The organism is Tenacibaculum sp. XPcli2-G, assembly GCF_024124505.1.
GTDB classification, from domain to species: domain Bacteria; phylum Bacteroidota; class Bacteroidia; order Flavobacteriales; family Flavobacteriaceae; genus Polaribacter; species Polaribacter mesophilus.
On record NZ_JAMXSH010000004.1, the window covers coordinates 193,267 to 208,245 of the forward strand.

Here is a 14,979-nt window from a genome sequence, read left to right on the forward strand (position 1 = left end):
AATTTTATATGTTATATTAAACAATAATTTCTTAATTTACTCGTCAGAATGTCAGTTAAAAACTATTGGCATCTTTTTTGTAATTTTTAAGAAAAAAACTTACTAACTTTACAGAGATAGAAAATAAATATATGGACGATAATTTTTCACCACAGGTTAGAGATGTAATTACTTTCAGTAAAGAAGAAGCCTTAAGACTAGGTCATGACTTTATTGGAACAGAACATCTTTTGTTGGGTTTGATTAGAAAAGGTGATGGAAAAGCCATTGAAATATTAACAACTTTTGATGTTGATTTAGATTTAGTGCGTAATAAACTAGAAAAACTAAATCCGACAACCCCATCTTTTTCAAGCCCTCAAAGAAAGAGTTTACACCTTACCAGACAAGCAGAAAAAGCTATAAAAACAACCTTTTTAGAAGCTAAACTATACCAAAGCAATGCAATAGATACTGCACATTTGTTACTATGTATTTTGCGTAACGAAAATGACCCTACTACTAAATTACTTCAAAAGTATGATGTAGACTATGAGCAGGCTAAAAACTTGTACAAAGAACTACACGTAGATGATGACTCGTTTATTTCTCCTATAGGGGAAACACCTTCTGATGATGAATTTGCTGACGAAAAATCAAACCCTTACGGGCAACAACCTCAAAAAGGAAAGCAAGTTAAAAAATCTAAAACTCCAGTTTTAGATAACTTTGGGCGTGATTTAACAGCCTTAGCTGTTTCAGGAAAGTTAGATCCTGTTGTAGGTCGTTTAAAAGAAATTGAGCGTGTTTCTCAGATTTTAAGTAGACGAAAAAAGAATAACCCAATGCTTATTGGAGAGCCAGGTGTTGGTAAATCTGCTATTGCAGAAGGATTAGCTTTACGTATTGTAGATAGAAAAGTATCACGAATTCTATTCGACAAACGCATCGTTTCTCTTGACTTAGCTAGCTTAGTTGCTGGTACAAAATACAGAGGTCAGTTTGAAGAACGCATGAAAGCTTTAATGAATGAGCTTGAAAAGAACGATGATATTATTCTTTTTATTGATGAAATTCACACCATCGTAGGTGCTGGTGGAGCTACTGGTTCGTTAGATGCTTCTAATATGTTAAAACCTGCTTTAGCCAGAGGAGAAATTCAATGTATTGGTGCAACTACTTTAGATGAATACAGAACAAATATTGAAAAAGACGGTGCTTTAGAGCGTCGTTTTCAAAAAGTAATTGTAGATCCTACTACCGTAGAAGAAACCATACAAATTTTACACAATATCAAAGGTAAATACGAATCGCATCATCATGTTTCTTTTACTGATGAAGCTATTGAAGCCTGTGTAAAATTAACCAACCGTTATATGACTGATCGCTTTTTACCAGATAAAGCTATTGATGCTTTAGATGAAGCTGGATCGAGAATTCATATTACAAACATTGTAGTTCCGCAACAAATTTTAGAATTAGAAGCGAAACTAGAAGAAATTAGAGGACGCAAAACTAAAGCGGTAAGCGGACAAAAGTACGAAGAAGCTGCAAAGCTTCGTGATGACGAAAAAAATATAGAAACAGCTTTAGAGTCTGCACAACAGCAATGGGAAGAAGATTCTAAACTACATAGAGAAACTGTTACTGAAGATAATGTAGCTGAAGTAGTATCGATGATGACAGGAATTCCTGTAAATCGTGTTGCCGAAGCAGAAAGTAGTCGTTTAGCAGAATTACCTCAATTAATAAAAGGTAAAGTAATTGGTCAAGATGAAGCTGTTACCAAAGTAGTAAAAGCTATACAGCGTAACCGTGTTGGGTTAAAAGACCCTAACAAACCAATTGGTTCTTTTATCTTTCTAGGTTCAACGGGTGTAGGTAAAACACAGTTAGCAAAAGTATTAGCTCGTGAGTTATTTGACTCTGACGATTCTTTAATTAGAATTGATATGAGTGAGTACATGGAGAAGTTTGCTATTTCTCGTTTAATAGGTGCGCCCCCAGGATATGTTGGTTACGAAGAAGGTGGACAATTAACTGAAAAAGTACGTCGTAAACCTTATTCTGTAATCTTATTAGATGAGATTGAGAAAGCACACCCTGATGTATTTAATATGCTGCTACAAGTCTTAGATGACGGGCATATAACTGATAGTTTAGGTCGAAAAATAGATTTTAGAAACACCATTATTATCATGACTTCAAATATTGGAGTTCGTAAACTAAAAGATTTTGGTGGTGGTGTTGGTTTCGGAACTTCTTCTAAAAAAGAACAAGAAGACGCCCATGCCAAAAGTATTATTGAAGGTGCTTTAAAGAAATCTTTTGCTCCAGAATTTTTAAATCGTATTGATGATATTGTAATTTTTAACTCTCTTGAACGTGAAAACATTCATAAAATTATTGATATTGAATTAGATAAATTACTAAAACGTATTGATGATTTAGGTTATAAGCTTACATTAAGCGATAAGGCTAAAGATTATATTGCTGATAAAGGTTTTGATAAACAATACGGAGCTCGTCCATTAAAAAGAGCCATTCAGAAGTATATTGAAGATGCACTAGCTGAAGAAATTGTTAACTCTAAACTAGATGAAGGTGACGCTATCTTTATGGATTTAAATGAACCTGAGCAAAAACTCATTATTAAAATAGAAAAAGGTGAAAAACCTACTGAAACTCGTACTGAAATAGACGAGGATTAATAAAACAAAAATCCCGAGTAAAAAATACTCGGGATTTTTTTATCTCCTACCTTAGCAATACTATCGTAGTGTTTATAGTTATAAGATTGAAATAATTTTTGATTCATAGCAATCACTTATCCTTATCTTTGTAAACCTAACAAACTATAATAAAAATACTATGACCCTCACTATTAAAAACATGGTTTGCAATCGCTGTATCCTTGTCATTCAAAATGAATTAGACAAATTAGGTCTGGGTGTAAAAAGCATTAAATTAGGTGAGGTTATACTAGAAAAAGAACTTACTTCAGATGAAAAAGAAAGTCTGGACAAGGTTTTACTTGATTTAGGCTTCGAGATTATTGATGATAAAAAAAGGCGCATTATTGAAAAGATAAAAAACTTAATCATCAATTTGGTACACCATCAAGACAGTGAAGCAAAAATCAATCTATCTGAACTATTAAGCAACGAACTACATCACGATTATAATTACTTGTCCAATCTTTTTTCTGAAGTAGAAGGTACTACTATTGAAAAGTATTTTATTGCTCAAAAAATAGAAAAGGTAAAAGAGCTATTGGTATACGACGAATTGTCGTTGAGTGAAATTGCTTTCCGTTTGCACTATTCAAGCGTAGCATATTTAAGCAATCAGTTTAAAAAAGTTACAGGGTTAACGCCGAGTCACTTTAAAAAAATCCGTAAAGACAGAAGAAAACCATTAGACGAGGTGTAAATCTTATAAATCAATTCCAAAATTCCACAATAAATTTTCTCTAACTTAATGCCAACTTTGTATTGTACAATTAATACAGTAAAAAAATGGCAACAAATAACAATAAAGATATCATTTACCTACCCTTAGAAGGTGTAGAAAGTGAACACTGTGCTTTAATCGTTGAAAAAGGCTTAGCACATGTTGAAGGAATTGAAACCCATAAAGTAGAACTAAACAACCAAAGAGCTGCTATTACAGTTACCAACGAAGAAGTTCTTGCAAATGCCGTTACCGCTATAAAAGATTTGGGCTACGGTGTAACCACTGTTAAAAAAGTATTTCCAGTATTGGGTATGACTTGTGCCTCTTGTGCAGGAAGTGCTGAAAGTATTGTTAGCTACGAACCTGGTGTAGTAAATGCTTCGGTAAATTTTGCTAGTGGAAATTTAACGATAGAATATCTTCCAAACATGACCAATGCTACAAAACTGCAAAAAGCAGTACAAGGTGCGGGTTATGATTTACTAATTGAAGACGAAACCAAACAACAAGAAACCCTCGAAGCTATTCATGAAAAGAAGTTCAAGCAACTAAAAACCAAAACCATGTGGTCGGTACTCCTTTCGTTACCTGTAGTTGTTATTGGTATGTTTTTTATGAACATGCCTTACGCCAACCCTATTATGTGGGCCTTCTCTACCCCTGTGTTATTATGGTTTGGTAAAGACTTTTTTATCAATGCATGGAAACAAGCCAAACATCGTTCTGCAAATATGGATACCCTAGTAGCCTTAAGTACAGGTATAGCGTATATATTTAGTGTATTCAACATGTTATTTCCGAAGTTTTGGGAATCTAGAGGATTAGAAGCACATGTATATTTTGAGGCAGCTGCGGTTATTATTGCATTTATTCTGTTAGGAAAACTATTAGAAGAAAAAGCCAAAGGAAACACCTCATCTGCCATTAAAAAATTGATGGGCTTACAACCTAAAACTGTGGTTGTGATACAACCTGACGGAACGGAAAAGCAAACCCCTATTGAAAATGTGAACGTAAATGATACAATTCTTGTTAAACCAGGAGAAAAAATTGCGGTAGATGGTATGGTTACTACAGGAAACTCGTATGTAGATGAAAGCATGTTAAATGGTGAACCTGTTCCGGTACTAAAAGAAGAAAATGAAAAAGTATTTGCGGGAACCATTAATCAGAAAGGAAGTTTCCAATTCAAAGCTGTTAAGGTTGGAAAAGAAACCATGCTGGCTCAAATTATTAAAATGGTACAAGATGCACAAGGTAGTAAAGCTCCTGTACAAAAATTGGTTGATAAAATTGCAGGTATTTTCGTACCTGTAGTAATGAGTATTGCTGTTATTACATTTATTATATGGTTTATTTTAGGTGGTGATAACGGAGTGGTTCAAGGATTATTAGCAGCCATCACCGTATTGGTTATTGCATGTCCTTGTGCTCTAGGTCTGGCTACACCTACCGCTATTATGGTCGGCGTTGGTAAAGGTGCCGAAAAAGGTATTTTAATTAAAGATGCTGAAAGCCTTGAGTCTGCTAAAAAAGTAAACGCTATTATTTTAGATAAAACAGGAACTATTACCGAAGGAAAGCCAGAAGTTACTGGTATATCTTGGTTACAGAATAACGATACTGCTAAGAACATACTTTTAAGTATAGAGAAAAAATCTGAACATCCATTAGCAGAAGCTGTTGTAAAGTTTTTAGGAGATACTGCCACTACCCAACTAACAAATTTCGACAGTATTACGGGCAAAGGTGCTAAGGCTGATTATAATGGAGAAACCTTTTTTGTGGGTAATAAAAAGTTATTGGCTGAAAATAAGGTTACCATAGCGGACGAACTTTTAAAACAGGCAGACGAATGGAGCAAACAAGCTAAAACCGTTATTTGGTTTGCTAATAGCAAAGAGGCACTTTCTGTACTTGCTATTTCAGACAAAATAAAAGAAACCTCAGTACAAGCTATTAAGGAACTACAAGCTATGGATATTGAATTATACATGCTTACAGGTGATAACGAAGCTACCGCAAAATCTATTGCAGAAGAAACAGGTATTCAACATTACAAAGCTGAAGTATTACCACAACACAAAGCTGATTTTGTAAAAGAGTTACAGCAACAAGGAAAAACCGTTGCTATGGTGGGTGATGGTATTAACGACAGTACTGCCCTAGCTACTGCTGATGTAAGTATTGCCATGGGAAAAGGTAGTGATATTGCGATGGATGTTGCTAAAATGACCATTATATCATCTGACCTAAGTAAAATTCCGCAGGCTATAAAACTATCAAAACAAACGGTGGCTACCATTAAACAAAACCTATTTTGGGCATTTATTTATAACCTTATTGGTATACCTATTGCAGCTGGTATTTTATATCCATTTAATGGTTTCTTATTAAACCCTATGATTGCCGGTGCAGCTATGGCTATGAGTAGTGTTAGTGTGGTTAGCAATAGCTTACGATTAAAATGGAAAAAGTAACAAGTGTTTCGGCACTAGCAAGTGTCGGAACGTTTTAAACCTCACTTAATAAATCTGTAAATCTCACAAATCAATCTTAAAATTGTACAACAACAAACAGTCCCGTTGTGCTGAAATTTGCGGTATTCAATAACAAATAAATTTTTAATATAATGGAAAATAATAAAGAGTTAAAATTCAAAACAAACCTTAACTGCGGAGGGTGTGTATCAAAAGTACAAGCTGATTTAGACAATGCTGAAGGTATTTGCCATTGGAATGTAGATACTAATTTTGATGATAAAGTTCTTACCATAAGTTCTAAAGGAATTACTGCGGATGAAGTAATTGCTATCGTAAAAAGTAAAGGTTTTAAAGCAGAACCTTTAGTATAAAAAGCAAGTACACAATTCTCACTTACGGTACAAATTGAAACAAACAAGAACACCTGTGCTTTTGTAAACTGTTAAGTTAACTATTTATAAAACTTTACATTTAAATACACTCCAAAGAGGAGTGTATTTGTTTTTTAAAAAGACTTCTTTATACTTCACGGCACCTAACAAACATTTTTCTACACAATACGAATATTTTACCTTTTTACTTGTTTGAAGTTGCTCCCCTTAGGCAGTGAATGACACTCCCCTTAGGCAGTGAGTGGTGACCCGATTAGGCTTGGGGTGTCGACCCGATTAGGCTTGGGGTGTCGACCCGATTAGGCTTGGGGTGTCGACCCGATTAGGCTTGGGGTGTCGACCCGATTAGGCTTGGGGTGTCGACCCGATTAGGCTTGGGGTGTCGACCCGATAAAAAAGTTACACTTTTTTATCTTACTTTTTTTATATTTGAGAGTGTTAATAAAATTGCTAAAAGTTCCGTATACCCTACCGTAAAAGGAATATATAAGTAATTTTATTACGTATATAAACTAGTTGTGCTTCATACCTGAAAAATGGAACTTCAAGAAATATATAGAATTAAAAAGGGTCAAGTGATCTCGGAAAATATAACTATTCCGTTCTTTTTTGGTATAGTTTATTCAGATGATGGATTTATTAGACTTGATCTATATGTAAATGAGGAATATGACTTAAAAGCTTTGACGAATGATAGTTCTAGAGAGTATTGGCAATCTAACTATAACCTAACTTGTATTACAGAGGAAAATAATATTCTAATAATAGATAATCTAAGATTTTCTCAAAACAATCCACATCTTTCGAGAATTAAAATGGTAAGTTATGGAAAAATGGAGCATATAAAGGATAAGAAAAAAGGATTTGAAGAAAGTGATTTCAAACCATTGATTAAATATCTTGTTTTAGAAGGATTAAAAATTGAATTTTCGGATTTCACAGAAGAAATTAGAGAAAGAGGTGGACAAAAAATTGAGGATTTTAACAATTTAAAAAGAGACCATTCCACAACTAATTTAGTTCATAAAAGATTTCCATATAGCCAAACTTACTATAAGTTATCAGAAGATAGCGATGATATCATAGTTGAGTTTACTGAAGAGAATAGTAATAGATTAACTTATGAATTATTTTTAGAAATTAAGCATTCTTACATTTCAGCTCTCTCTTTCATCAATGGAGCTGAAGTCAGAATAAGAAAAGAATGTTATGGTTCTTATTATACGATTGGAAAGATAGACGCGGAAAAAGTAGTAACATATTCTTTTAAAAAAATTGACAACAGACGATACAACAGCTATATTCCTATAAATGACCCTTTCCATAGAGGAGAAAATGTTTTAGGTAAATTTCTAATGTTCAACTTTGACAAATTCATAAAATGGTGTGAAAAAATAGATATAAAATCAATTATCTTTTATCTTAATAATTCAGAGCAAACTAAAAGTCTTGAAGAGAAAGTATTTATTCAAATTATTGCATTTGAAAGACTAACAACTATGTATGTTGAGTTTCTTGGAGATAAAGAGGAATTTTTACCAAATAAAACTGATTATAACCCAATAAAAAAAGAACTTAATAAAATCATAGACTTGAATAAAGATAAATTCGGCAACGCATATAATACTGTGAAAAGTAAGATTGGAAATTTAAACCAGATTAAAAGACATTCAACAACAGACAAAATGTATAGAATCATCAACGATTTTAATATTCCTATAACGCCAAAAATAGAAAAGCTAATAGATGTTGTTAGACATAAAACAGTTCACAGAGGAGATATTGGAGAAGGTCAAGAAGGTATTACTACTTTTTATTTATTAGACGAATTAATCAGAGAGATTATTTTAAGAATGGTTGAATATAAGGGAAAACGAAAAAGTAGAATATTACTAAATGAATAAGTACGAAAGCACAACACCGTGTATAATTAATTACGGCTGTATTTCCTCACCGGAAATTCAATCTTATTAATTATCTTTCCGCAACATCGGAAAATGACTCGCGTCCTTTTCCCGCAAAAAATCATACACAAATACGTTGCCACCAATTAAAACCAACGACAGAAAAAGAATTAAACTGAATGAATAAACAACCAAAACCAGACTCAAAAAAATACACGGACTTAATATCCGAAATACAAAAAGGACAGATTAAGATTCCGAAATTTCAACGAGATTTTGTTTGGAGCATTGATAAAACAGCCAAACTATTAGACAGTATTTTAAAAGGCTATCCAATTGGAACTTTTATACTTTGGGAAACAAATGAACGACTTAATGACATTAAGAATATCGGAAACCTTGAATTGCCACCAATTCCAGATGATATTAAAGTTCAATACGTTTTGGACGGACAACAAAGAATTACGTCATTGTATGCCGCATTTTTAGGTGCTTCAATCCAAAAAGAGGGCGAAAAAAAGATTACAAACTACGGTTCTATTTTTGTTGATTTAGAGGGCGACGTTGATAACAATGATGAACAAATCATAGTTTCAGAGCAACCTGAAAGTACATTCATAACTTTGAATGAAGTTCTTAATTTCAACGATAATTTACTTGAAATAAAAAAGCGTTTTTCAGATGAGCAATTCAAAAAAATTCATCAATATTCTCAAACGTTTTCAACATACGACTTTTCAACAGTTGTACTTCGCAAAGAGGATATAGATTCTGCAATTGAAGTTTTTACTCGAATAAATACAGGCGGACAAACACTTACGTTGTTTGAAATTATGTCTGCAAAAACATACGATGAAGAACAGAAGTTTGATATGCAGGCAAAGTTCCAAAAACTACTCAAAGAACTTGAAGTAAGTAAATACGACACCATTTCGAGTACCGTTATACTTAACGTCTTAAGTTTGATTTTAAGCAAAAACAAGGAGTGTAAGAGAAAAGTAGTTTTACAACTGGACAAACAAAGCATTATAGACACTTGGGATGATGTTATTTCGGCATTAAAAGAGAGTATTGATTATTTCCGTTCTGTTTACAGAATTCCTGTTTCCACTCTTTTACCTTATGATGCTCTTTTAGTTCCCTTCAGTTACTTCTTTTATTTCCAAAAAGAGAAACCTAAAGGAAAACAAATTAAGTACTTGGAAGAATTCTTTTGGCGTATTTCGCTATCATATAGATATTCAAGTTCAACCGAATCTAAACTTGCGCAAGACATCAAGAGAATTGACCAAATTCTTCAAGAGCAAAGACCAAATTATGATGAAATAAAAGTCTTCTTAAACTCACCAAAGGACTTAATAGATACAGGATTTAGTGCAGGTAATAGTTATTGTAAAGCTGTTCTTTGTCTTTTAGCTTACTTCGAGCCCAAAGACTTTAGTGATAATGGAAAAGTCATTCTTGACAATTCTTGGCTCAAAATGGCTAACAGTAAGAACTATCATCATTTCTTCCCGAAATCTTATCTGCGAAAACGAGGCATTGGTAATGAAAACAGTATTGTTAACATTACTTTAGTCGGAGCGGATTTAAACAAAAGAAAAATTAGAGCAAAAGCACCTTCAATCTACATTCAAGATTTTATAGACGAGAACGAAGGTTTGAGCAAATCCATAAAATCCCACTTGATTGACAACATAGACGAATTTGGTATTTACAGCGATGATTACTCTGTGTTTTTAGAAAAAAGAGCTAATTCGATTTTCAAAGCCCTAAAAAACCGTATCGAGCTTAAAAATGAAATGCCAGTAGAGGATACTGAATTAAAAGAATTAATCTTAATTGGCGAAAACGAAAGATTGGAATTGAAATCAACTTTGCGATATGATATGCGAGAAAACACAGTCAATAAAAAATTGGAGTTTGTAATTGCAAAAACCATTTCAGCTTTTTTAAATACTGATGGAGGTATTTTAATCATTGGCGTTGACGATGATGGAAATGCTTTGGGAATTGACAAAGACTGTGAAACTCTTTCAAAGAAAGACATTGACGGGTTTGAATTGCATTTAAGAAATATTATATCAAAATATTTGGGTTCAAGCTTCGAGAAATATTTGAAAGTTAGCTTTCCGACTATTGACGAAAAGACAATTTGTAAAATTCAAATTCTAAAAAGCGGAAAACCAGTCTTTGCGACTTTTGAGGGAAAAGAAAATTTTTATGTACGGATTGGGAATTCGTCAGTTCCGAAAAACAGAGCGGAACAAAGCGAGTATGAAAGACTACATTGGAATTAAATAACTGGTGGCAACAATGGCTATAAACAATTGCTTTTACTGGCTTATCCTGAAAATTCCGCAGGAATTTTCAGCTTGTAGTGTACTTGCAAAAGTCTGTGCTAAACCACGCAACTGTTCATAGCCTAGACCGTTGTAAGTAATGCCGAAAAAACATTGTGCTTGAATGAAAAACATAGTTCTAATTTCTTGTGTCAGTAAAAAACTGGACAGAAAGGCCACAGCGGAAAAGATTTATACAAGTTCACTTTTCAAAAAGAATTTGACCTATGCAAAGTCATTAAATCCAAACGGAATTTTTATACTTTCTGCAAAACACGGACTTCTAAAATTGACAGACGAAATCGAACCTTATGACAAAACGCTGAATAAAATGAATGTCAGCGAAAGAAAGGAATGGTCAAAAATGGTTGTTAATCAGCTAAATTCTGTAGCGGATTTGAAAAATGACCAGTTCACTTTTTTAGCAGGAGACAAATACCGAAAGTACTTGTTGCCAGAATTAGAACACATAAAAATTCCAATGCAAGGATTAAAAATTGGAGAACAACTTCAATGGCTTACTAAACAAAACAAATAATGAGCAAAATTTGTAACGAAATACACGAAATTTTTAATGAATTAAAAGAACACTCATTTCCTTTCAACAATAAAGAAATACCGAAAAATGGAATTTATATTCTGTTTGAAAAGGGAGAGAAATTTAATGGACTGAAAAGAATTGTAAGAATTGGAACTCATACAGGAGATAACCAACTTCAATCAAGATTAAAACAACATTTTGTTAAAGAAAATAAAGACCGTAGTATTTTTAGGAAAAATATTGGTAGAGCAATACTGAATTTAGAAAATGACAGTTTTTTAGAGCAATGGGAATTAGATTTGACAACAAGGGCTAATAAAGAAAAATATTTGGAGCAAATAGACTTTGAAAGACAACAAAGAATTGAGAAAAAGGTAACTGAATATATTCAAAACAATTTTTCATTTGCAGTTTTTGAGGTTTTGGAAAAAGAACAAAGGTTAAGGATTGAGTCAAGAATAATTTCTACAATTTCAAATTGCACGAATTGTAAACCGAGTAAAATTTGGTTAGGATTATCCTCACCAAAGCAGAAAATAAAAGATAGTGGATTATGGTTAGTAAATGAATTATGGAAACAATCTTTATCAGAAAATGAACTGACCGAATTAAAAGAAATAGTAAAAAGCACTACTTACAACAAAGAACTGAGGCAAAAAACAAGTGCATTTTATACTTTTTTAAACCAAAGTACTTTTATAGTTTGTACCTACCACACTATAAATCACTTTTCACAATAGCAAAAGCTTGTTTTAGTAACTTATTACACACCACTATTAAATTAAATAATCAGAAAAATAAAAAAGATGAAAAATTATACTGAAAAAGAACTTTTATACAAAATAGAAAATTTTAGACCAGAAAATGATGATTTTACACCTTTGGAAAATCTTTTTAATGAACTTTACGGTAATTTTTTAAAAAAACATACATCAAACAAAGCTATGGTTACCTTATTTAAGGTATTAGAAAGATTCAGTGAGGTAAGTGAGCCTAATGTATTTTGGAATATCATGTATTCACTAGAAGACATGAATGGTTTTGAACAAGAATATGTAAATTCTTTAAAAAGAAAAGCTTCTGATATAACGATTATGAACCTAAATGCACTTTTTAACTCTAATGTTACTTATGTAGGAAATGAAAAAATGGAAGATCTTTTAGATTACATTATAAACAACCCAAATACATCGAGTTCTACAGTAAAGTATATAAAAGAGGAGTTTGTTAAGATAGAAGAAGAAAAGGTTAAAAATGAAATTGAATTGAAGGAAAAAACGTCAGACAAAAACATTAAAGAAAAAAATAAAAAATGGTGGGAACTCTGGAAGTAAAACTATCTACAATATTTATTATAATTAATAAAGGTTTAGTCTTAAAGTTTAATGTACTTTCATTATGTCTAACAGTTTTTTTGCTTTGTATTTTATTAGTATTTCTCCAAAATATGGAGCTAAAGTAATAACTACTATTACACATAAAGAAAAAGAATAAGAGTACAATATCCTACTTTTGAACTGATAAACAGCAAAGATAATACCTTTCGAGAAGGAAGTAATAAGGTGGTATTAGAAGAACCGTTTTTTTAAAAACTATAAACGTACAACAACGACTCCCATAAGTAATTACTACTTATCAGCTATTTACAAAAAACCTCGCGGATTTTCTATTTAGTTTGTATTTACTAAATTCGGTGCTTAAAACACGTAATAAACCATACACAAACATATTGCCATTAATTATGGGGTATACTCTTAAAAATTCAAATATGAGAATAACAGTTTTATTTTTATTGACTATCATGCTTTTTAGTTGTGAAAGTATAACACAAAAAGAGCAATCAAAGCCTAAAAAAATAGCTCTAAAAGAAGATTTAAAAAAAGGAAAAATAAGCATTCTTGGAACATTTCATTTTGCAAATACCACTGATTATTCTGCTATAATTATTGAGGATTTAAATTCTAGCAAAAGACAATTGGAGTTAAAGAAATTAGTAGAAAATTTGGCGAAATTCAAACCAACAAAAATTTTAGTAGAAAGAGAGCCTATACTAACAGACTCTTTGAGTAAAAAACTTATTGACTTTAAAAAAGGAAAATACGAACTACCAAATAATGAACTTTATCAAATAGGTTTCAGATTAGCTAAAGAGTTGAATTTGAATAAAATTTATGGAATTGATTATCATTTGGAACTTGGAGATACTGAATTAATCGAATACCTTAATGAAAAAAAACTTATGGAAGAATTCGCTAATACTTTAAAGTCAGCTAAGGTTTGGGCAAGTAAAGAAACAGAATATTTAAAAACGCATACTTTAGGCGAATCTTTGGCAAATTTGAACACTTCTGAATCAGATAACTTTAATCGTAACCTGTACCTAGATGGAATTTTAAACATTTCTAAAAATGGAAACTCACCAGCATCAGACTATGTCTCAAATTGGTACAAACGGAATATTTATATTAAAAAAAATATTGATGATTTAATTAACGAAAATGACAGAGTTTTAGTTATTATTGGAGCTGGACATAGTGCAATTCTAAAAGACTTTTACAGAAGTTCAAAAAATACAGAGTATGTTGATTTGACTAATATTGGCGAAAAATAACTATCATCAACAACACCCATAACTCATTAAATTTAACCCCCTTAACAAGGAATCAATTGACTTTTTACTATCTTTCGATTGCAACGGAAAATACTAGCCTAATTTTTAAAAGTTACTAATTCTTTTTTAAGTTATCTCATATTAATAATTTTAGGGAGCTGAATTATTGATCGTTCAAAAGAATCATCAACAATTCAACTCTTTATAACTTTCTCATATATCCCTAAGTAGCACTATCGTACATAATCAAAAAATAAATGAAAGAAACTAACGAAAAAGAAAAATGGGGGAATTTTAATGGAAATATTAATATATATAGTGATTTAGAACCTTTAGATATTCCAAAACTAATTAAAGAGAAGAATATTCACTCACTACAATTTTTCCAATTCACAAACCCCGAAAAAAGAACTTGGAATATTCTAAATGAGTTTTATAAGACATATCCAGAAATTGGATTAAGAATTGCGTGGTATGATAAAATGAATTTCGATTTTTATTCTCAACTACCTAATTTAAGAAATTTTGATGTTTCTTCTTATAATACTTCCAACTATACACCTTTACTACAGAATAAAAATCTAACTGATTTAGGAATAGGAGAAACTAAATCTGTTGCTGTTGATTTAAGTTTTATTAAGGAGTTTCAAAATTTAACCTCTCTTCGGATTGATGGAATGAAAAAAGGACTTGAAAACGTATCGAAACTCTCAAAACTTGAACACCTAACATTTCGTGGTGTTAAAATGAACAATCTAGATGCAATCAACAACCTAAACAATCTTAAACAATTACGTTTGTTATATGGTAGTTATAAAAATATTGATTCAATTGCTAACATTAAAAGTATTAAGACTCTTGAAATAAGTAGAACAAGACAAATACCTAATTATGATTTTCTAAAATATATGGAAAGCTTAAACTCTCTATATTTTGAAGGTATGTCCAAAATGGAAAGTTTACCCAACTTATCTAGGTTAAAAAATCTTAAGCGAATCCAAATTGACAATAATAGTAGGTTAACAGATATTACCAATTTAAATCAATTACAAAACCTAGAAGTTTTTTTACTATCTTTTCCTGAAAACTTTAAAGCAGCTTACCGAAAAGAACTTTTAAAACAAGCAACCGACTTCCTTTTAAACTCTAAAACAGTAAAATATACTAACTTATTCTTTTGGTTAGAAAATGATTTAAAAGATAGACTAAAGGAAAAAGGCATAAAAAAATGGGATTATGGAATGGATATCTAATAAAATCTTTAGCTATAA

Annotated in this window: 11 protein-coding genes; all 11 read left to right on the forward strand. The window is 31.7% G+C overall.

The window, feature by feature from the left end; all coding sequences use genetic code 11:
- The first annotated feature begins 131 nt into the window (after positions 1-131).
- The 11 genes from NH341_RS11765 (at position 132) to NH341_RS11815 (ending at position 14,961) form a co-directional block, all read left to right on the forward strand.
- Positions 132-2,690: an ATP-dependent Clp protease ATP-binding subunit gene (locus NH341_RS11765; RefSeq protein WP_047789771.1), complete on the forward strand. Its 2,559-nt coding sequence runs from the start codon at positions 132-134 to the stop codon at positions 2,688-2,690.
- A gap of 160 nt (positions 2,691-2,850) precedes the next feature.
- Positions 2,851-3,411: an AraC family transcriptional regulator gene (locus tag NH341_RS11770; RefSeq protein ID WP_167713464.1), complete on the forward strand. Its 561-nt coding sequence runs from the start codon at positions 2,851-2,853 to the stop codon at positions 3,409-3,411.
- A gap of 86 nt (positions 3,412-3,497) precedes the next feature.
- Positions 3,498-5,915 (forward strand): heavy metal translocating P-type ATPase, encoded by a 2,418-nt coding sequence (locus tag NH341_RS11775; protein ID WP_253057016.1) that lies wholly within the window; start codon positions 3,498-3,500, stop codon positions 5,913-5,915.
- A 152-nt stretch (positions 5,916-6,067) separates the two neighbouring features.
- The gene (locus NH341_RS11780; protein WP_253057017.1) at positions 6,068-6,289 is read left to right on the forward strand and encodes a heavy-metal-associated domain-containing protein; all 222 of its coding nucleotides are present in this window, start codon (positions 6,068-6,070) and stop codon (positions 6,287-6,289) included.
- Positions 6,290-6,846: 557 nt separating this feature from the next.
- Positions 6,847-8,214 carry a hypothetical protein gene (locus NH341_RS11785; protein WP_253057018.1) on the forward strand — a complete coding sequence of 456 codons (1,368 nt, stop codon included), beginning with the start codon at positions 6,847-6,849 and terminating at the stop codon, positions 8,212-8,214.
- 179 nt (positions 8,215-8,393) lie between these two features.
- Positions 8,394-10,514, forward strand: a complete 2,121-nt coding sequence (locus tag NH341_RS11790; RefSeq protein WP_253057020.1) for a DUF262 domain-containing protein — start codon at positions 8,394-8,396, stop codon at positions 10,512-10,514.
- Between the two features lie 166 nt (positions 10,515-10,680).
- Entirely contained in the window at positions 10,681-11,094 is a 414-nt protein-coding gene (locus NH341_RS11795) for a DUF6884 domain-containing protein (RefSeq protein WP_034040240.1), read from the forward strand.
- Positions 11,094-11,837, forward strand: a complete 744-nt coding sequence (locus NH341_RS11800; protein ID WP_253057021.1) for a hypothetical protein — start codon at positions 11,094-11,096, stop codon at positions 11,835-11,837. Before NH341_RS11795 ends, NH341_RS11800 begins: the two co-directional genes overlap by 1 nt.
- 66 nt (positions 11,838-11,903) lie before the next feature.
- Positions 11,904-12,431 (forward strand): hypothetical protein, encoded by a 528-nt coding sequence (locus NH341_RS11805; RefSeq protein WP_253057022.1) that lies wholly within the window; start codon positions 11,904-11,906, stop codon positions 12,429-12,431.
- 434 nt (positions 12,432-12,865) lie between these two features.
- A complete protein-coding gene (locus NH341_RS11810; protein WP_159613928.1) occupies positions 12,866-13,708 on the forward strand; it encodes a DUF5694 domain-containing protein in 843 nt (280 codons plus the stop codon).
- A 257-nt stretch (positions 13,709-13,965) separates the two neighbouring features.
- Positions 13,966-14,961 (forward strand): hypothetical protein, encoded by a 996-nt coding sequence (locus NH341_RS11815; RefSeq protein WP_159613926.1) that lies wholly within the window; start codon positions 13,966-13,968, stop codon positions 14,959-14,961.
- Positions 14,962-14,979: the final 18 nt, after the last annotated feature.